Annotated in this window: 18 protein-coding genes and 2 pseudogenes; 10 read left to right on the forward strand and 10 right to left on the reverse strand. The window is 52.2% G+C overall.

What is annotated here, in order from left to right; all coding sequences use genetic code 11:
• The first annotated feature begins 77 nt into the window (after nucleotides 1–77).
• Both LIW51_RS36845 and LIW51_RS36850 read left to right on the forward strand, forming a co-directional pair.
• Nucleotides 78–455, forward strand: a complete 378-nt coding sequence (locus LIW51_RS36845) for a DUF7344 domain-containing protein (protein ID WP_227380584.1) — start codon at nucleotides 78–80, stop codon at nucleotides 453–455.
• A 287-nt stretch (nucleotides 456–742) separates the two neighbouring features.
• A complete protein-coding gene (locus tag LIW51_RS36850) occupies nucleotides 743–2,092 on the forward strand; it encodes an MATE family efflux transporter (RefSeq protein WP_368411915.1) in 1,350 nt (449 codons plus the stop codon).
• Between the two features lie 47 nt (nucleotides 2,093–2,139).
• On the opposite strand, the gene LIW51_RS39770 is transcribed toward LIW51_RS36850, so the two are convergent.
• The gene (locus LIW51_RS39770) at nucleotides 2,140–2,490 is read right to left on the reverse strand and encodes a GNAT family N-acetyltransferase (RefSeq protein WP_368411916.1); all 351 of its coding nucleotides are present in this window, start codon (nucleotides 2,488–2,490) and stop codon (nucleotides 2,140–2,142) included.
• A 72-nt stretch (nucleotides 2,491–2,562) separates the two neighbouring features.
• Nucleotides 2,563–2,754 carry a hypothetical protein gene (locus tag LIW51_RS39775; RefSeq protein WP_368411917.1) on the reverse strand — a complete coding sequence of 64 codons (192 nt, stop codon included), beginning with the start codon at nucleotides 2,752–2,754 and terminating at the stop codon, nucleotides 2,563–2,565.
• Between the two features lie 186 nt (nucleotides 2,755–2,940).
• Between LIW51_RS39775 and LIW51_RS39780 the strand changes: the two genes are divergently transcribed.
• The gene (locus LIW51_RS39780) at nucleotides 2,941–3,690 is read left to right on the forward strand and encodes a metallophosphoesterase family protein (RefSeq protein WP_227380812.1); all 750 of its coding nucleotides are present in this window, start codon (nucleotides 2,941–2,943) and stop codon (nucleotides 3,688–3,690) included.
• 319 nt (nucleotides 3,691–4,009) lie between these two features.
• Nucleotides 4,010–4,594: an LOG family protein gene (locus tag LIW51_RS36865; RefSeq protein WP_227380586.1), complete on the forward strand. Its 585-nt coding sequence runs from the start codon at nucleotides 4,010–4,012 to the stop codon at nucleotides 4,592–4,594.
• A gap of 184 nt (nucleotides 4,595–4,778) precedes the next feature.
• On the opposite strand, the gene LIW51_RS36870 is transcribed toward LIW51_RS36865, so the two are convergent.
• The 3 genes from LIW51_RS36870 to LIW51_RS36880 all read right to left on the reverse strand — a co-directional run bounded on the left by LIW51_RS36870 (nucleotide 4,779) and on the right by LIW51_RS36880 (nucleotide 8,180).
• Nucleotides 4,779–5,687 (reverse strand): LysO family transporter, encoded by a 909-nt coding sequence (locus LIW51_RS36870; protein ID WP_227380587.1) that lies wholly within the window; start codon nucleotides 5,685–5,687, stop codon nucleotides 4,779–4,781.
• A 546-nt stretch (nucleotides 5,688–6,233) separates the two neighbouring features.
• A complete protein-coding gene (locus LIW51_RS36875) occupies nucleotides 6,234–6,959 on the reverse strand; it encodes a helix-turn-helix domain-containing protein (RefSeq protein ID WP_227380588.1) in 726 nt (241 codons plus the stop codon).
• A gap of 81 nt (nucleotides 6,960–7,040) precedes the next feature.
• Nucleotides 7,041–8,180, reverse strand: a complete 1,140-nt coding sequence (locus tag LIW51_RS36880; protein ID WP_227380589.1) for an acyl-CoA dehydrogenase family protein — start codon at nucleotides 8,178–8,180, stop codon at nucleotides 7,041–7,043.
• A 160-nt stretch (nucleotides 8,181–8,340) separates the two neighbouring features.
• Between LIW51_RS36880 and LIW51_RS36885 the strand changes: the two are divergent.
• Both LIW51_RS36885 and LIW51_RS36890 read left to right on the forward strand, forming a co-directional pair.
• Nucleotides 8,341–10,071 (forward strand): annotated as a pseudogene (locus LIW51_RS36885) (transposase).
• Between the two features lie 356 nt (nucleotides 10,072–10,427).
• Nucleotides 10,428–10,994, forward strand: a complete 567-nt coding sequence (locus LIW51_RS36890; protein ID WP_227380590.1) for a peroxiredoxin — start codon at nucleotides 10,428–10,430, stop codon at nucleotides 10,992–10,994.
• A gap of 95 nt (nucleotides 10,995–11,089) precedes the next feature.
• On the opposite strand, the gene LIW51_RS36895 is transcribed toward LIW51_RS36890, so the two are convergent.
• Nucleotides 11,090–11,410, reverse strand: a complete 321-nt coding sequence (locus tag LIW51_RS36895) for an antibiotic biosynthesis monooxygenase family protein (protein WP_227380591.1) — start codon at nucleotides 11,408–11,410, stop codon at nucleotides 11,090–11,092.
• A gap of 226 nt (nucleotides 11,411–11,636) precedes the next feature.
• Here LIW51_RS36895 and LIW51_RS36900 point away from each other — a divergent pair, with 226 nt between their 5' ends.
• Nucleotides 11,637–12,821: a trans-sulfuration enzyme family protein gene (locus tag LIW51_RS36900; RefSeq protein ID WP_227380592.1), complete on the forward strand. Its 1,185-nt coding sequence runs from the start codon at nucleotides 11,637–11,639 to the stop codon at nucleotides 12,819–12,821.
• Nucleotides 12,822–12,933: 112 nt separating this feature from the next.
• On the opposite strand, the pseudogene LIW51_RS36905 reads toward LIW51_RS36900, so the two are convergent.
• Nucleotides 12,934–13,424, reverse strand: a pseudogene (locus LIW51_RS36905) (MOSC domain-containing protein).
• A gap of 179 nt (nucleotides 13,425–13,603) precedes the next feature.
• Between LIW51_RS36905 and sugE the strand changes: the two are divergent.
• Nucleotides 13,604–13,924 (forward strand): quaternary ammonium compound efflux SMR transporter SugE, encoded by a 321-nt coding sequence (sugE, locus tag LIW51_RS36910; protein ID WP_227380594.1) that lies wholly within the window; start codon nucleotides 13,604–13,606, stop codon nucleotides 13,922–13,924.
• A 5-nt stretch (nucleotides 13,925–13,929) separates the two neighbouring features.
• Here the strand turns inward: sugE and LIW51_RS36915 are convergent, their stop codons facing one another.
• The gene (locus LIW51_RS36915) at nucleotides 13,930–14,739 is read right to left on the reverse strand and encodes a TrmB family transcriptional regulator (protein ID WP_227380595.1); all 810 of its coding nucleotides are present in this window, start codon (nucleotides 14,737–14,739) and stop codon (nucleotides 13,930–13,932) included.
• 284 nt (nucleotides 14,740–15,023) lie between these two features.
• Nucleotides 15,024–15,833 (reverse strand): aldo/keto reductase, encoded by an 810-nt coding sequence (locus LIW51_RS36920; protein WP_227380596.1) that lies wholly within the window; start codon nucleotides 15,831–15,833, stop codon nucleotides 15,024–15,026.
• 804 nt (nucleotides 15,834–16,637) lie between these two features.
• Between LIW51_RS36920 and LIW51_RS36925 the strand changes: the two genes are divergently transcribed.
• On the forward strand, nucleotides 16,638–17,534 hold the full coding sequence (locus LIW51_RS36925) for a ParA family protein (protein ID WP_227380597.1): 897 nt from the start codon (nucleotides 16,638–16,640) through the stop codon (nucleotides 17,532–17,534).
• Nucleotides 17,531–18,046, forward strand: a complete 516-nt coding sequence (locus tag LIW51_RS36930) for a DUF7970 domain-containing protein (protein WP_227380598.1) — start codon at nucleotides 17,531–17,533, stop codon at nucleotides 18,044–18,046. Before LIW51_RS36925 ends, LIW51_RS36930 begins: the two co-directional genes overlap by 4 nt.
• Before the next feature lie 270 nt (nucleotides 18,047–18,316).
• Here LIW51_RS36930 and LIW51_RS36935 read toward each other — a convergent pair whose 3' ends face one another.
• On the reverse strand, nucleotides 18,317–19,639 hold the full coding sequence (locus tag LIW51_RS36935; RefSeq protein ID WP_227380599.1) for a Cdc6/Cdc18 family protein: 1,323 nt from the start codon (nucleotides 19,637–19,639) through the stop codon (nucleotides 18,317–18,319).
• Nucleotides 19,640–19,839 lie beyond the last annotated feature (200 nt).

Here is a 19,839-nt window from a genome sequence, read left to right on the forward strand (position 1 = left end):
TCATGAGTAGTAATATGAATCAGGTGGCGAATACAAAAATCAGTCCATTCATATTCGTCCCCCGATTATGACCGACTATGACCGACACATCAGGAGGAGGGGGAGATAAACTGATTGAGTTACTACGACTGGTTGAGTCGGTCGACTTTGACATACTGCTTTCTTCGTCAGATGAAGTGTATAAAGCACTCGCAAATGAACAGCGACGTCACCTAATTCTCCACCTCATCGAGCAAGATACTGCAGTTCCCCTTTCCCGATTAGCGATGGAGCTCGTAAGCCAGAGTAACGATGTACCGCTCACGGAGGTCACACATTCAGAGCAAGAGCAAATGCGTCTGAACCTTGAACATGAGCATCTCCCCCGCCTTGCAGACTACGGTCTTCTCTCCTGGTCACACGGTGAAGACATGATCGAACCGCTTCCCTCACTCGACTCCACTGATTGCGAGTAATCTACTCCGTAGTCGAAAGTAATTCTGTATTCGGTGAGAATATCGGTTGATGATGCTTTAATTCTAATAAATAGCATATTCTGATCGTTGGTATGATTCTCGTATAACGGAATCTTCAAAGCTATTTTGTCACCTACTTACTCTTATACTACCGTTTGAATTGCTCATTCATAATTAGCAAGTATTAACATCTATGTCATTTGTACTCAGAGCACATGTGGGACGTGTCATCTGACGATATCACCGAGGGGCCACTTATTCGAGCATTGGTTGTCTTAGCGCTTCCGTTGCTCGTTCAGAATATCGTGCAAGTGGTTCAACAAGTTGTGGATCTCTTTTGGCTCGGACGACTCAGTGGGGATGCGGTTGCTGCAGTCGGCCTCACCTTCCCATTAGTTGGCTTGTTATACGCAGCTGTGCTGATCGCCCCGTATGTCGGAACCCAAGTCCTCGTGTCTCAACGTGTCGGAAATAATGACAAAACGGGCGCACAAGTCGCCGCATATACCGGGGTGACACTCGCCCTTGCCTGCGGGCTGAGTATCGGAGTGCTTGCATTTATCAGCGCTCGTCCGCTCGTTGGATTACTTCTCAGTGCTCGACCGGATGGCGTTGCGACGCACGTCTCCCAGTTGGCAACCGTGTACTTCGGAACGATCGCTCTAGGAGTTGTGGCCGCAGCGATGAGTGATGCGTTGGAGGGGGCGTTTGTTGGCCGAGGTGATTCACGTGCGGCTCTGTACATCAGTATCGCAACAGTGATTGTGAATCTAGTGCTCGACCCAATCTTGATTTTCGGCGTGGGAGCTGTTCCAGCACTCGGCATTCGAGGTGCTGCACTTGCAACCGTTGCAGGCTATACGGCCGGGTTCTTACTTGCAATTCTCTTCGTGTTCCAAGGCCGCAGCGGGGGAATTCTCTCTCGACAGGCAATTCACTATGATCTTGATGAGTATCGTGAATTGCTCGATATTGGCCTTCCATCAGCGCTACAGACCGGGTCTCGACAACTCGTTCGCCTCGTCATCGTCGCTGTCGTCTTCACAATCGGTGGTACAGCCGGACTCGCTGCATACATCGTCGGCACCCGAGTCTCCTCGATCGCGTTTATCCCTGCATTTGGACTCCAACAGGCCGCACAGAGCGTTGTCGGGCAGAATGTCGGGGCAAATCGTCCTGATCGTGCCTTCCGTGCAACCTGGTTCGGTGTTGCCCTCATTAGCGGATTACTTGCCATGATTGGCATTATCCAGTGGTTTATTCCAGGAGCTATTGCAGGTATGATCGCACCGACGCTTGATCCGCAAGCCACGTCCTTTGCGGTCGAGTTCCTGCGAGTACTTGCGATCGGATACCCAGCACTTGGAGCAGTATATCTGCTCCAGGCCGGATTTAATGGTGCCCGGCGAACACGGGTTAGTATGATATCATCAATCGTCCAGTTCTGGGCGATTCGACTCCCAATTGCCGCTGCTGGTGGACTCCTTCTTGGCTATGGTATGCCAGCCGTCTTTTGGGCCGTCGCAATCTCAAATATTCTTGGTGCTGTCGGACTTGGTGTGTATTATCAGCATTTGACTGACGCCGGCATGTTTCAACACGCCGCCCAACAGGCCCAACAAGCCACTGTGGAATAAATTCTGTATCTGCTTTCTATATTCATGAACCTCAAAACCTCAAATTGTCAATCAGAGAAACTCACCTCGCGCTCCTCACCAACAACGTCACGCCACTCTGCTTGGCTCACAGAATACCGATGCATGTCCTTGACTCCGTCATCCTCTGGAAGCCAGTTGCGAAGGCAGCCCTCGTACTGCCCGCCGTATTTCTCCATGTACTTCTCAATCGCGCGCTTTGACCGGGTATTCGCCGGCAGATGGCCCACTGCCACCAGTTCGAGATCAAGCCGATCGAATGCGAGCTGCATGAGTGCGCCAGCTCGCTCGCCAGAATAGCCTCGGCCCCAGAATGGTTTGCGCAACCAAATCCCCAGGTTGCCCGTTCGCTTCTCCCAGTCGAGATGGAGTCCAGTCATCCCAGCAAATTCGTTCGCTCCATCCTCTGACTCACGCGGGAAGATCCCATAAACAGCATCCTCAGCCTAATCTCAGCGTTCTTCGAAGGTGTCGAAGGCGTCCCACGTCTCCTTAAGTGTCTGGTGCGGATCCCAGGATATATATTTCGTTTCTTCTGCAATCGTCTCGCTATTCGCGTAGTACTCATAGACATCCAGGGGGTCGACCGCCTCTGTGAGTTGCTCGAGACGGAGCTGATCGGTCTCAATCACTGTGGGAAACATACTGATAGGTGTGAAGACCAACTGAAAAAGTATTTTGCGACCAGAAACCATTTAAAGATCCTCCTACGTCCGAAAAAGCGGATTTTGCAGGTTATTCGCTCGTGCATTGAGCGCCCCAGTCTCAACTCCGGCATCCAGTGGTGGAGGATGGTAGAATTTTATGGATCGAACCATCATTCTGTTCGTATGACCATCGCCATTATTTCGGACATCCACGCGAATGCAGTTGCACTCGACTCAATCTTAACCGACATTGAGCGTGACTCAGTAGACCAAATCATCTGCTTGGGCGATATCGCCGGGACTGGCCCCCAACCCGTACGAACCCTTGAGCACCTACAAGAGCTGGAATGTCCGGTAGTGCTAGGAAACGTCGATGAGACGCTGTTGGATCCACCGAGTAATGATTCACTCGACGAGTTCACCGACGCTGATCAGAACTTTGCCGAAATTGACGCCTGGTGTGCTGACCAGCTGTCGGCTGCCCACAAGTCGTTCATTCAATCGTTCGACTCGACTCTCGAGTTCGAACTGCCTGACGGAATCCGGCTATATTGCTATCATGGGTCACCGCGTTCGCATTCCGAAGAGGTGCACGCGACAACATCTGAGGAGAGACTCGACGAGCTATTCGAAAACGTTGACGCACACCTTCTTGCGGGAGGTCATACGCATTTCCCGTTTATCCGTCGGTATCAAGGGATGGTTCTTCTCAACCCCGGGAGCGTTGGTCTCCCGTATGTATGGAATCGGGATGTCGAGGGGTATCGAAATCCACCTTGGGCAGAATATGCGGTTATTACAGGGGATCCTAAATCACTCCAAGTCGAGCTGCGTCGTTGTCCCCTTGATGTAACTGCCGTCGTTGAATCGGCTCTCGAAAGTGATATGCCACACGCTAGGTGGTGGACTGAAGGGTGGCAACCCAGTCAATGAGCAGTCGCGACGAGCTCGATGAGGAGTTGAATATCATCCCTACAGCAACCGAAAGTGGACACTGCGGTGCTTAGTAAGGATTCTTTCAACTACTCGCTGTCGCTCACCGACTTACTGGAACCAGAGGTAAACGAATCAGCAAGAATTCGGATGAATCCCATAACAAGAACCAGAAGTTCGGAGGATGGGATCCTACAAATCACTATGATTATCCACTCAGAATGGCAAATAATACAAACAACTTCATAGAGTCCTTCTGTCTCGTAACCGTACACGCTGATTCGCTATCTTTACAGGGCGTTTTCACCCAGCACCAGGTATGGATCGACTTTGTGTCTATTGTGGATCGAGCGAGGGACGGAAACCAACTTATCTCGACGCGGCACGCACGCTTGGCCAGACACTTGCCGACAGGGAGATCGGCCTCGTATACGGCGGTGGACATGTCGGAATGATGGGTGCGGTCGCAGATGCGACACTCGACGCCGGTGGTGAGGCGTACGGTGTGATGCCGCAGGCACTCGTTGACCGGGAAATCGCTCACGACGGCCTCACTGACCTCGATGTGGTGGACTCAATGCATACCCGCAAGGAACGAATGGCTGAACTCTCTGATGGCTTTATCGCCCTTCCCGGCGGGTTCGGGACGCTCGAAGAGCTAATGGAAGTACTTACCTGGGCGCAACTCGGATTCCACCGCAATCCGTGTGGCTTTCTGAATGTCGCTGATTACTACACCCAATTAGTCGAGTTCTTCGATCAGCAGGTTGAAGAAGGGTTTGTCAGTGAGAAGCACCGGAACATGGTCGTCGTTACAGATGATGTGGAGGATCTTCTCGACCAATTCGCCGCCTACGATCCTCCCGAGATCAAGCAGTACATTACAGACAAGGGCCAGACGTAGTCGAAATGGACAGTCAGTCGTTTCAGCACTGTAGTTTTGGTACACGACGTTAAATTTCACCGCATTGTAGCCTTGATAAACATATGTATTTTAATTTTTAAAATATTCAATAGCCGGTATTGGTTTCTTACTGTATTAATCTAAATTGAACCGTACTTGAGCGCGTTGAGTACTTATTAGTGGATCATATTTCCGTGCGTTCTATTGTCAGCAAATCTGCCAGTTCGTGAAAGCTCTCGATGATCAAATGGAGCGTCACATCCATCGTTGTTGCGCCACCCGGCGCGATACTTGTCACCCCACCGAAGTACTTAGTGACGACTGGCAGTACGAAGAATGTGACAATTTCTCGAAAGAGGTTCGCGAGAAACGCAATCGCGCCCAGTTTCATCCCGCCGAGATCAAACACGACAATCCCCGCGTAACTGTACCATCCAAACCCTGCTGCGACTGCTGCGGCGTGGGTGACGGGCATGTTGATAACCATTCCAAACAGCACACCACCGAGAATGCTCCCGACAGCCACAGCCACTGGAATCAGGAGCACGCCCCATCCGATGTGTACGATATGACTCAAGGCTTCGGTATCGCTTCCAACTGTAACGCCAACGCCGAATAGCAGCGCCAAGAGCGCATAATCGGAGATAGATCCAAGCCTTGTGACCAGGTGCTCTGGAAGTCCGATGGTCGAGAGTCCGAGACCAACCACGAGCGAGATGAAAATGAGAGCCGTGATCTTCCAATCGAAGCCATCAGCTCCTAGCTCCGATGGTGAGGCTTGACGAGTGATTGCGTTCTCGTCGGACGAGGCGGATAGGGGGTCGACGATCGATGTGATCACGATGCTCAGGTAGACACATATGATACTTCCAATGACACTTCCTAGACACAGCACAAATGCGGATTCACCAATCGTATTCAGATCCTGCAGGATTTGGTCATCACCTCCGAGTTGTGCACCGATCGCAATGAGAAGGATGGCGAGACCGGTGAAGATGATGCCGTCACCTATCTGTTGGGTTCGGTTAGATGGTAAATAATATCCAAGCACACCTCCAATCAACAAGGAGACAAGCAGCGTTTCGACACTCATGTTCCACCATTGAACGATGCTGTATAAAATGTTCTCATCTCACTGGAAGGGTGCAGAAGTTGAGTATATAACCAGAAAATTGGTGAGGATCAAAAAGTATGTTGGAGACTCATCTGGTATCTCATGTGGCGCGCTGTTGACCTGCTAGTTCAGCTCACGTTGACAAGCGAGTACGACCGGTCGCCGATGGTCACGGCCGACAATATGCTCACCCTGTTGAAGAAGCGGACTGGCGTTGGCTAAAAACCGTGTTTCGAGGCGATGAACGCTAGGTGATCAGCGGTAGCGCTGATTTGCCCGGTCGCTAATTCAGGGAAGAGTAGAATAGTAATCAGAATTGGTATCTGAACTCCAGTTTGAAGTACTTACAGAGAGTAATTCCCCCAAATCGTGCATTCTGGGACCTCTGTACTTTCTCTAGTCTCATCTTCCGTACCCGATCCAGTAGTTGAGGTCGGTGTTCTCAATGCATACGATATGAGGTTCAGGGAATCTTGGCTGAATTAACTGCTCAGTAGGGCATGCGAACACAACATTCGAAGGACACTATTCGAGTCGCGTCAGGCCGTCTCTCCCTAATAAGACTGCCTCCACTTTGTGAAGGTGTTCGTGGAGAGTTGATGTAGTAATCCCCAATTCATTCGCTAATGCGCTAGCCGATGTTTCCTTCGGGTATTCGTAGTACCCCCTCTCACGAGCTAGTTGGAATACCTCTAACTGGCGCTTCGTGAACTGATCTACCGGAAGTGTGGTCGGCGCATCTCCCTGGTTCTGCCGCTTCATACTCCGCACATTTATCTCCGCATTCATCTGCTCACGAACTTCATCAACCTTGATCCGCACCGTTTCCCGGCCATGGTTCGTTACGAGACTCCAATACTCTCTCCCATCTCGAATGTCGATCGGCCCTGCACACACGAATCCGCGAGAGGTGAGTGGCTGACTGATCTGCTTTCTCCCATCGTGAATGACGAGGAGTTCACGCGTTGCATTTCCCGGCTTTGGAATCGAGGCCTGCCGAAAGCCAGACGCCATCTGGGAGACAGAATGAACGTGTTCAGACGCTCGAATGGCTTCGATACCCTCTGTAACCGATTCGTGATCGTCCGCGTAGATCGTGAAAAGCGTCGCAACCTCGCTGCCGGTCATGTAGATTCCATAGCCGAGAATCCCGATATCGAGACGCTCCGTAATTTCGATTTCCCAGCACTCGGGGTACCAGAGACCAATAGAAACCTGGAGTGCTTCGTCAGATCCCTCAGAAGACATCATCGTACGTGTTCGTAGTTTCTACTATCCTCCATAGCCGGATAACAGTTCCGTGAACGGGGAGACAGCCGATGCTCGAATGAATCAGTCGTCGTGTCGCTCGAAGACGGCCTCAGCGAGCGTGTTCTTGTGGCCTTCGTTCGGGCCACCGGCAATCGTGAGGAGTTTCGCGTCACGCAGATACCGCTCGACGTGGTACTCAGTCGTGTAGCCGATACCGCCGTGGAGTTGGATCGCGTCGTTTGCGTTGTCCACAGCGGCCTGTGTGGCATTGATTTTCGCCATACTGAACTCGCGTGTGACGTCGTATCCGCGGTCGGCACGGTCGGCTGCACGGAGAGTGAGTAACCGGGCCGTATCGACTCGTTCGGCCATCCTACCGACCTCCCAGCTCACTCCTTGAAAGTCGCTGATGTGCTGGTCGTACTGCTCACGGGTGCTCGTGTAGGCCACCGTATCTTCGAGGGCGGCGCGGGCGATACCGACACCGCGAGCTGGGACGTTCACACCGGTATGTATCTCTCCACGCTGAACGTAGCCTTCGCCCTCCTCGCCGATGAGTCGATTATCGGGAACGCGAACATTCGAGAGGGAGACGCGCGGGGATTTGACACTGTTCGCGCCAAGTGTCTCCCACACCGTCTCGACTTCGAAGTCGTCGGTCGGAACGAGAAACGCGCTGATGTTATGTGGTGCGTCCTCCTCGGGGCCAGTCTTCGCGTACGTGAGGACGTAGTCCGCGTCAAGGAAGTTCGTCACCCACTGCTTGTGGCCGTTGAGCACCCACTCATTCCCGTCACGTTCGGCGGTGGTCTCCATCTCCAGTTTATTACTCCCCGCGTTCGCCTCACTCAAGCCGAGTGCGCCAACAGTATCGAAGGACGCCATCTCCGGAAGGAAGTCCTCGCGCTGCGCCTCGGTTCCGAAGTGCTCGACGACTGTCGCAACTCCGAGATGGAGTCCGATGGTACTAGCTACCGACATGAGTCCAGCCGATAGTTCTTCGATCATCAACGCGAGTTCGACGAGGCCTTCACCCCGGCCCCCGTACTCTTCCGGAAGCGTCACACCCGTCAAACGATGTTCGCCGAGTTTGTCGAAGATTGTGCTCGGGTACTCCTCCTCTCGGTCGAGCTCTCTCGACTTTGGTTCAATCTCCTCTTTCGTGAATTCTCGAACCTCATCTCGAAGCGCCCGTTGATCCTCCGTCAGGTCGAACCTCATACGTCATGGGTATGTCCCTCATCGAGTAAACTTGGAGCCTGCTATAGCAGGCGGACTGGGATACATCCGTGAAGAGGACGTTCTGTACCGAGCAATTCGTGGTTCACCCAGACTGATTAGTTAGACGGATTCTTGAGCGTATCGTGGCCAGCATCTCGTAGTGGCTGCGACTTGTGGGTCACAACGTACTGTCTTTCGACGAATCACCCAACAGCCGTACGTCGAGTGGCCAGTATATACCTCGACGCCGTTGTACGATCGAACCTCACTCGCCGGATTAGAATCGGACATTCGTGTCGTCTCGGGAGTTTAGTTCACCCACCACGAGCACGATGCAGTCGATCAGTTCGTTTGTTCGATTCCACTAGCCTACTTTCTCTTCGAGGCCCACGACCGCTACGGGAGTTCGACACGCTACGAGATGGATACCCTCTTTCGGATATTCGTCCTGAAAGAACTCCACGGCTGGCATCATGAGACAGCGCTTATGGAGTACCTCGATAGCCACCCCGCACTCTGTGAGCGCTTAGGAATGAGGACGATCCCTGATCAATCGATACTATGGCGCAGCTGGCACAAACGGTTCACTGCTGAACTTCGTGAAACCGTCGAGACAGCTGCGCGGACCATCCTCATCAAAGCCCAGAACACGGATGTTGCCGTCCCGCGGAAACCAGAACGTCACCTTGCATCTCCCGGTGACAAAGAGGACGAACCAGACCCAGACGGTCAAGCTGTCCTCGACGAAGCAGCGACGATTACAGAGCACGTCAGTCGGGTCGTCTTCCCGGTGCTCTCACTGAACCGGGACGATAGCTGTGAGATCCACGAGAACGCCTACTGGGGCTTACAGACCTATCTCGAATTCCGCGAGAACTTGGCCGCCAACGAGGGTGCTCGCAGCTTCATCCACGAATCCACACGGGATCGAACACCACTCGGGCACGCCCACAGCGACCATATCCGCGACCTCTCAATACCGGCGATTCGAGAGATGTACCGACAGGCTGTCCGTCTACTGCTGGACGAGGTCGCGGAGACGGAGGTATTCTTCCGGGCGGGAATTGTTGCCATCGACATCACCGAAGCCGATCCCTTCACCGGCGATAGGACGGGCCACGAGGACGAGATCATCGGGACGAAAGAGCAGACCGACGAGTACGCCTACCAGTGGGTGACCGTCCAGCTGGTCGGCAACGCGGTTCCAATTGTACTTGATGTGCGGCCAGTACGACGGGGTAAGTCACGCAAGGAAATCGTCGAGGACTTGCTCGACTCCGTCGAGGATCTCGTTCACGTCGATAATGTACTGATGGATCGGGAGTTCGACAGTCAGCACGTCCGGGAGATGATCAGCCAGCGCGGGCTTTCGTACGTCGTGCCGAATCGGATGCAGACCAGCGAAAAAGCCTAGGCCAAACGGTTGCTCCAGCGGGGTCAAGACCGATACGAAACAGACCGCAAGCTCCATCTCGGAAACAACGAGTGGCACAAGACGACGCTGATCTACCGACGCAAAGAGAACTCCGAGCATGATGATCACCGGCAGTACTCGGTATTCATGTCCAACCGGGGTGGTAGCTTCCTCAGTGAATATGGATATTGCTGGGAAATCGAGAGCGGCTACAGATCGATTAAGCGATTCATGGCTGCGACAACCTCGACGGATTTCGGGCTCCGCTTCTTCTACTTCGCGTTTGCGAGTCTCCTCTACTCGATTTGGCGAGCAGTTGATCTGCTCGTGCAGGTTGAGTTGACCGGTGAGTACGACCACTCACCGATTGTGACGGCCGATAATACGCTCACACCGCTGAAGAAGGAAACCGGAATCGGAGAGAGAGGTACTCAGTCCGGGATAATGCGGGTTTTTGAGTGGCAACGCTGTCGGTAGTCTCAGAAAATCACCGATATGGTTGTTAATACGATAGGAATGGCCGCTCGCAAGCCGATCTGAAGCAGTTTCTGTGACTGATTCGTCCGAGATCACGCATTATAGGCCCGCTAAACCCACTGTAGTCTCAACTTCACCAAAACACAGAAGTTGAGACTACTGTTCTCAATGCATAGAGAACTGGTTTGATATCGAGTTATTGATATCAACCAGTATAATTTGTGCAAGTGCTGGCCTCCCGCTCATCGTGAGTCAGTAATTAAACTATGTCCATATAGAATCCAAAATATTGGATCAAATTCAATATTTCTCGAAACCACAAACATTTATCTATGTAGTGTGGCGTTTATAGAACAATGTCCAATGACTTTCCACTTCCGGACAACTTACCAGTACCGGATGACGATGGAGCGGCCGACCATCTCCAGGGGATGGAGATGCCCAACGTATCCCTCCCAGCGACCGACAGCACGACGATCGACCTCCAAGAACTGCCTCCTCGAACGGTTATCTACGTCTATCCACTGACCGGGCGGCCAGACAGAGACGTGATCCCAGACGGGTGGGAAGACGTCCCGGGTGCCCGTGGCTGTACTCCTGAGTCATGCGGGTTTCGAAATCATTACGATGAACTTCGAGATAATGGAGTCGGGGAGGTATTCGGACTGTCTACGCAGTCAAGTGAGTACCAACGTGAAGCCCGTGACCGTCTGCACCTCCCCTTCGAGATGCTGAGCGATGCCGAGCAGGAGTTGACAAATGAGCTTGACTTGCCGATGTTCACTATCGAGGGAGACGAGTACCTGAAACGGTTGACATTGGTCATCTCTGATGGACGTATTGAACACGTCTTTTATCCAATTTTCCCACCAGACGAACACGCGAGTGAGGTGCTAGAGTGGGTAACGGACAATCCCCGCTAAGTAGCCAGTATGACTGGGGATAGAACTGTTGCTTCCGTTAAGCCAACCGACTCAAACCGATAGCTATCTCAGACACCCAACAGAGCCTCGGTATACTACTTGGGTGGGGCTGCGTCGTCACCGAAGCCACTCCCGTACGTTTCGAGCACTTCTGTAACGGTGACCTCGTACGCGTCGTACCACTCAGTCCACCGCTGCTTCGCCCGTTTGTGGTCTGAATCCGCTCCAAATGACTCGAGCGCGTTCAGTGACTCCCAGTAGTACACAACGAGAATCTCCTCACTCTCCGGGGCGTTCCACGTGCGTTTACCGAGATACCCATCCGTATCTTCAGCAGCCGCTTGTATCGCGTCGTTCAACTTCTGAAACTCCTCATCGTATTCCCCTGGATCAAGGCGGAACGTAACGAGATACATTACTACCTACTCACTCACCTGCGCGGATAAGATAATTCTCTTCCGTGGACGCAACCTTTCGCCACTGAATACTCGCTGACCTAACGTCCTTCTCACGTTTTCGTCTCTGGCTAGTCTCGCCTGGAACCCCGCAACTATCCATCGCTTCAGAGAACACTCTTATGGGCAATTCAACCATATCGGAGGCCTGTACCACCCTCCGAGTGAGTCCTGTGGTGAATTACCTATGACACAACACGATGACCAGTCAAACGAGAACCGATTCGCAACTATTGCCGTCGGCGCCGCTGAGACCGAGACGCGCCCCCACAGAGGTGGCACGAGCGATGTCGTCCCGCCAATCCACCTCTCGACCACGTTCGAGTGGGCTAGTGGGGACAATGCCAACGAACACGACTACTCACGTGAGAGCAACCCGACGCGGGCAGTCCTCGAAGAGCAGTTAGCTCGCCTCGAAGGTGGCGAGCATGCGTTGGCGTTCGCCTCGGGGATGGCCGCTACTTCGACAACAATGTTGTCACTGGTACCGCCGGGAGGCCACCTCGTCTCCTCAGACTCCATCTATAGTGGCACCGAAAAACTGCTCACGGAACTCGCTGCCGGACACCTCAACGTCGACGTGGACTTCGTCGACGCTCGCAACCCCGAAAACGTTGCGGCGGCAGTCGATTCAGAGACCGACTTGATTTGGGCAGAGACGCCGACCAACCCGCTGATACGGCTGTGCGACATTCAGGCAATCGCCGGCATCGCCGACGATCACGGCATCCCGTTCGGAGTTGACAGTACTTTTGCGAGTCCGTACTTCCAAGCACCGCTCGAGCTGGGTGCCGACATTGTCGTCCACAGCATCACCAAGTACCTCAACAGGCATTCCGACTCGATCGGCGGGGCCATCATCACCAACGACGAAGGAGCCTTTGAGCAGTTAGCGTTCGCGCAGCGGGTCGGACTTGGAAATATGCTGTCACCGTTTGACTGCTATCTGGTTGCGCGAGGGGTGAAGACGCTACCGGCGCGGATGGAACACCACGAGACCAACGCAATGGCGGTTGCGCAGTTCCTCGAAAGCCACGATCGAGTGGCGCGTGTCTATTATTCGGGATTGGAGAGTCACCCGCAACACGAGCTTGCGAGTGAGCAGATGTCAGGGTATAGTGGAATGTTGTCGTTCGAGTTTGACGGTACGCTGGTTGAGCTTGAAGCGTTCATAGAGGGACTCGAGGTGTTTACACCGGGGGCAAGCCTTGGTGGAACGGAGAGTTTGATTGAGGTGCCGTCGTTGATGATTCCCGACGAGATTGGCCATGGGGAGGCGACGGCGGAGATCCCGGAGACGCTGGTTCGGGTGTCGGTTGGCCTCGAAGACGCCGACGACCTTTGTGAGGATCTCCGGACAGCGCTGCCGTAGGCGCGCATCCCCCTTTCCGCTCAACTATCCCGATCTGCAAACGACTCGATTGTCCAATGGTCGTGGCAGCGGCGAAGCGGGAATACGAATCGTTTTCAACCGAAAATACGGCTTACTCAAGCGGTTCAATGACGTCTCTGGGACGAATTATTCATCCTCAAGAATGTCCGCTCGGAGTCCTCCGCGGTGAGTGAGTGCCTGCAATACGCCATCATGAGTGATGCGCTGAAGATGATTACATGGTTCACACAGGCGGTCCCCTCGACAGATGGCGTTACCGACCCGGAATCGTTGTCCAACGAGATGATTGAGTGCGACGTCACGTGTTTCGATGTTTCGTTGGTGTTCTCCCGGTGCGAGTTCGATTCCCGCTTCACGTTCGATTGCTGTAACAGCTTCCTGCTCGATCAACGTGAGGTCGTACCCATCGTGGCGTTCCTCATCTGGCTCCCAGTCGACGAAAGTTCCCGTCTCAATCTCGCTAAAGTAGCGATCACCTTGGAGCCCCTTCCTGGCGATCGCTTCAACGTCGGTCTGTTCTTCCATCTCAACTTCAGCTTCAGGTGCAGTAAAAATCCGTTCGACGGTGCCACTCCTAGTCATGTGTGCTATGCTGTTTGACAGGAATATAAGCGTACGGGTGTAGGTATTGTCGGCCAGGTAAATGCCACAACGTTACTTCACTGGTGGTGGTAGACGTATTCATCGATATCTCAATAAACACATAACAAGATGCGATAAAATTGACAATCGTTATTCTCTCGTTCTCCAAATTTTCATCCATGTCATGGACATATCTCCTCGTTGCTGCCATTTTTGAGATTGGCTGGGCGGTCGGTCTTGAATACACTGAAGGCTTCACTCGCCCTGTTCCCAGCGTATTGACTGTTATTGCGATGATAATAAGTATGGGATTGCTCGCACAAGCGGTCAAAACACTCCCAATCGGAACAGCCTATGCTGTCTGGACTGGCATCGGAGCAGTTGGGGCTGCTATCGCTGGAATTCTCCTCTTCGGAGAACCGCGAAATGTGTCTCGATTTCTATTCATCGGGTTCATCATCGCTGGTGTTGCCGGGTTAAAACTCACTAGTGGTCACTGATCAGTTCAGCTACTCTCAATACTGGAGGCATCCTTCCACCGGGGTTGCCATTGATTCTGGACGAACTGGACGATGTTCTCATTGGTCACTTGGACCGTCCCAAGGATTGAATTTTGATTGAATGGATTCGCGACGTATACACAGATATTTTTCTCATCAACAACATCGTAGGTGTTGTAGAGCGTGGCTGTCGTCTGAAGCTCAAAGTTCTCGTAGACATCGAGAAGCTGGTCTAGCTCTTCAACGAGCGAGTCAGGCATCTCTTCAACAAGTCGGTTCGTAAATAGGAATCGAACGCTGACACCACGTTCGAGCGTATCAGCGAGGCGGTCAATCGTCTGTGTATATACTTCTTCGAAGCCGAAGAGTCCACCAGCCGTTGTGGTTGCAGTGATTACGAGGTTATTGGTAGCGGCATCCAATCGATCAGCCAGTAACTCTGCAATTTCGTCCTGACCGACGGTCGCAGGCCAGAAATGACCTTCCACCGGAGCAATGGTTTCCAACTCAGTGAGAACATCCGCTGCGACCGTTTCATACTGCGTTTGTTGTCGTTGAAGATCACGGCGACGTGCCGTGAGCAAGCGGTCAACAGCGCGGTCAGGTTCGACAGCAACATATGTTCGTGGGTGGCGGTCTGGTTGACGACGGACAACGTTCTGTGATTCGAGACTGGAAAGAACATCGTAGATCCGGCCCATCGGGACGTCACTCGCTTCTGAGATTTCTTCTGCAGTACCCGACCTGAGCGTCAACAACCCACGATATGCTTTTTCCTCATAGCTTGAGAGTCCGAGATCACGAAGTGACGTCATATCCTGTTCTCGACTCTACGTTGTGATAAACTCTGATACTACCCCGTGAGGCCGGCAGAAGTTGAGACTGCTACTCTCACTGCATGAGTGGAGCGTCCGTCGTTACACCCGTTCCCAACTCAGCTCGCATCAGCCGGCCTGCTGGACTCCGCAGTCGGTGCTTGGTTTCGGCGGGGCTGCTGCCTCGAAGGCACGGTGGACGGATTTGGGAATAGGATCAAACGGGTGGGAGCCCGAATCACTACGTCGCCCTGCCGGTGACCCAGCGCCACACCGTTGCTGGGTCAGAGACCAAGTGCGGTTTGGAGCCTGGTGAGAAGCCCGCCCTGGAGATCGAAGATCTGCGTCATCTCCTCGTCTGTGAGTTCGAAGTCGAAAACGTTGAAGTTCGCCTGGATGTGTGCGGGGCTCGATGCCTTCGGGATTGCCGAGACCTGTTCTTGCTGGAGGAGCCACCGCAACGCGACCTGGGCTTCGGTCTTCCCGTATCGAGCGCCGATCCCCTTGAGGCGGTCGTTGCCGATGACCCGGCCTTCCGCAAGGGGACTGTAGGCGGTCAGCATAACCTCGTTTTCGATGCAGAACTCGAGCAGGTCGGCCTGCTCCTTGAACGGGTGATACTCCACCTGATTGGTGAGAATCGGGGTGTCGGAGGCCGCGATTGCGTCCTGCAGTTGGCCGACAGAAAAGTTGCTGACCCCGATGTGCCGGACTGTTCCCCGCTCCTGGAGGTCGTTCATCGCCGCAATCGACTCCTCGATCGGGATGCTACGACTCGGGGAGTGAATCAACAGCAGATCGATGTCGGTGGCCAACCGTTCGTGGCTTTCCTCGACGGACTCGAGGACGTCATCGTGCGCGAGGTTCTGGCGGAGGATCTTCGTCACGAGGAGGATATCGTCGCGCGGCACGTCGGCAGCCGCAATTGCCTGGCCCACTGCCCGCTCGTTATTGTACATCTGGGCCGTGTCGACGTGCCGGTACCCGGTTTCCAACGCCTGGTGGACGGCGGTTTGACACGTCTCGCCTCTCATCGGGTACGTCCCGAAGCCCAGTGCTGGGACGTCCACACCTTGGGTAGTTACGTATTCCATACGCCGTTGCTTCAGCGGCCAGTTGCAAGAAGATACGCCACGGCTCGCCCGGAGTATCTCTCATCTTTGCATCGGATGGATCGAACGATGCGGTGACGATTCTCCGATCCATTTCATGTAGCGATATACGATTTATGAATTCTGAAATGCGGCTAACCGGCAAGTAGAGGATATATATCGTGTGTCTACATTGGAAGTGGTGGTGTGTGATCTACTTCCGCATTCAAATCTAAGCGGAAGTGGAATTGGCCATCACGGCGCCCTCGGGGAAGCACAAAACCCGAGCCTCACCGACACTGTGGCTTTTCCGGCCAAAATATAGCGTGGATCCAATAAACATAGGAGCACTTCTAAAGAAAAGACCGCTGCGGAGAAAGGTAGTAGAAATCTCCGAGTTGCTCTGTGGAATTACCTCCAAGTTTCGCGATAGCGACAGATATGCCATTAGTTCATACGTGAGCAATTATTGGCTGTGATTGAGTAACTCTACCGTGTGTAGTACTCAATTCAAACAATTGTTGCAAACAGCTGTTTGTAATAGAAGATGGGCTCATTCAGCAGTTAGTTATAAGCTATTAATGGATCTAGTTGCTGTGAATCCATAGTACAAATAGTTGCGCTTAACGATTAACACATTTAGTTACTGTAAGCGTTTGTTTCGTGTGAGTGTTCTAACTAGATGTTTAGGTTGTTTGTTACAAACGGTTGTTGCAAATGCATGTTGCAAATGGAGACAGCAAAGGAGTGATGTAAATGAATTGTCTGACGAAAACTTATAAACGAAGTCATCAATGGTATTCATATATGCTCTCGTACGCGGTATACAGCGAAGCAGGCGGTGTCGGCAAAACGACTCTCACTGCAAACTTAGCGGTTGCGCACGCCAGAGCCGGACTTAACGTCCTCACCGTTCCGCTGGATCCACAAGACGGTGATCTGAGTTACCTCTTTGATGTTGACCACAACCGCGCAGACAGCAATGCCGACACGCTTGTCCACCACCTCGTCGACCGAGGAAAAGGCGAGTTCATGAATCTTATCGAAACTGTCGAACAAGGAGTCGATATCATACCAGAGCACAACCGACTCGAAGATCTGGGTGAAACACTACGGAAAGAACAGGAGGCACGAAGCGACTTCGGCGAATCATTCCCGATGTGGACCCAGCTCCAGCGTGTTCTTCGAGAAGCAGAAGTTCACAAACACTACGACGTTCTCTTAGTCGACCCGCCTGCGAGTTCGGGACCACACCTCTACAATGCACTGGATGCAACTCGCAATCTCGTAATGCCAGTAGAGCCCTCCGGAAAAGGACAAGCATCGGTAAGTGGGCTCAATGACCTCGTGACGAATCTCGAAGATCAATTAGAGATTAATATTGGCGTACTCGCTGCTATCCCAAATCGGGTTAAAGGGACGCGAGATCAAGATGCTATTATCAAGGAGATCGAAACACAGGGGTTCGACGTGCCGGTCGTCCTCCGCGACCGCACGTCGTTGCTTGAGGGGTGCTGGCGTGAAAAATGTAGTGCGTATACGTACGTGCGCGAGCACCGGAACCGAGAACGTGACTATGAATTAGAAACGCTGGCAAAGTTCGATGACATCGCTCGGCATCTCGAAACTGAAGGTGGTATTGAAGCGCCAGATCCACCGGAATCAGGTAGTCTTGAACGCGACGACGTGAGGGTTCAAGCATGACTGGATTAAAATCAGGATCCGGAGACGACCTCTGGGACGATGAGAGTGACGAGACGGATGCAGCAGACGAAGAAAATGGAGAAAGCGAGAGTAAAACAGACCCTGCTACCGATCCCAATCAATCGACCACTGATGAAGAGAACGAACGAACTGAGGAGACGTCGTACGTGTCGACAACGAACACCATGTCCGAGGATGACTCCGCCTCAGCCCCATCCACAGCTCCGTCTACTTCGAGTAATTCATCGAAACAACAGCAGTCATACATCGTCCGGCGAGCTGTACACGATAAGTCTGTCCAATATGAACGTGATGATCGTCTAACATTTTTCGTTCACGACGACGTTGTCGACGGAGAACGAGATCTCATTACGGATGTCGAATCAGAGCTCGGTCGGTCTATTCCTAAGTTCGACGTTCGTGAGGCGGTGTATCGTGCTGCACTTCGGAATCGCGATGATATTCTCGACGAGCTTCTCAAGATGGGGTACACGACCGACGATAGTTCGTAAAACCGCTTTGTGCTTTTGGCGCTGCTAGAGTTTCGTTGGAATCTTCTGAGTTCTGTATAAGAGATAGCCGACAAACTGTAACTGGGTGCCTTTGCCAGACTCGAATCGGTCACTCCCAACTGCCACTCGTTTTAGGATAGACTCTGTTAATACCTCTAAACTGCAGTTGTCAATTCAAGTGATCTCGTTGTTTAGTCTATTTAAGATATGAAAGTATGGTCGGACGTTCGTCAGACACCCCTCGTTCGGAGTCGAGAATCACGGAAAGCGTTATGTTGGTGGCGTGAAATCACCCTCTAACTTCTTGAGCCGATCTTCATTGACTAAAAGCGCTGTAAGTACCACATCGGGATCGCGGAGTAATGTATGATCGAGATAATTGCCCTCACGGCCGCCGCTGATCTTCTGGGATTCAGTGACGCCAAGAAACGCGGACTCTTTTAAAATCTGATAGACGCGGTCAAAACTAAGCACATCCACACCGACATCGCGGGCAACCAGATTATAGCGGTCATAGACATCGGATGTGGAAAAGGCGTGCCTATCGTTTGAATTTGTGAGTTTCATGAGCGAATAAAGGACAAATTTTGCCTGAGGCGGATGAGCTTTTAGAAGATCTGTCAGCCGATCTACTTCTGCATGTGTTTGTGCTTCTTCGACGTGACGATCAAGGATTTGTTCGGCATTTTCATTCTCCGCAACTTCTCCCGCAATTCGGAGTACATCAATTGCTTTTCGAGCGTCACCATGCTCTTGAGCAGCGAGATCTGCCGTCTTCGGTATTACGCCTTCCGTAAGGACACCTTCTTGAAAGGCATCTCGACGGTGTTCCATGATATTTACGAGTTCAGAAGCGCTGTAGGGTTCAAATATGAAGTCTTTATTCCTCATTGAGCTTTTGACACGCTCATTAAGCCTCCCTCTATATTGGATCTTATTAGAAATAGCAACAATACCAATGTGAGCATCGGTATGATCTGCTTCACGGGCACGAGAAAGTTCGTGAAGGAGTTCGTCACTATCATTATGTTTATCAATTTCGTCTAAAATAACGATTATACCATCGTAGTACTCGTCAAGAATCTCCCAAAGATACTCATAGTAATCACCTGCACCAATACCTCGTCGTGGAACGCGAATCGTGCTTTCACCAGCGTCGAGTAACTCATCGACCGTACTATTAAGTTCTTGAGTAAGTGTACGAGCGGCACGTGTTTCTGTGTTCTTACTTTTACACTCAATGTAGACTTTTCCCGCATTAATGCCACGAGCGTTCGCCGAATCAATAACTCGCTTCACCACATGACGGGAAACAAGTGACTTCCCTGTTCCCGTTTTTCCGTAAATCATCACATGATTCGGTGGCTCGCCCATCGCGAGATGCCTGAGTTCGTTGGCGACAGCTTTAATCTCCTCATTTCGTCCAACAATACGATCCCCTTCTGGAACCGTACCGACTTTGAGCAACTCGCGACGAGCAAAGATTTGGGATGCAGAGTCAGTTGACTCTTGATCAAGGCCGAGGAGTGGATCATTAGCAGGGTCATCAGGCGCCTGTAAGAAATCGGTGAGTTGCTCTTGATCCTCTTTCATGCTTGGTTCAACAACTACCAGTGTTATAAATCTAGTGACCCAATTCGGAGTCGAAATGCGGGATAGTCAACGGGAGGGGATTCGTTGTAGTGAATTGGATTTACGACATTTGACCTGATTAGGACTCGATGGTATAGATCTACTCCTCTCGATATGGTAAAAAGACACTCCTCATTCGGAGTCGAATCTTCTGGGGACAC

This window comes from Haladaptatus halobius (genome assembly GCF_020618475.1).
In the GTDB taxonomy this organism is placed as follows: domain Archaea; phylum Halobacteriota; class Halobacteria; order Halobacteriales; family Haladaptataceae; genus Haladaptatus; species Haladaptatus halobius.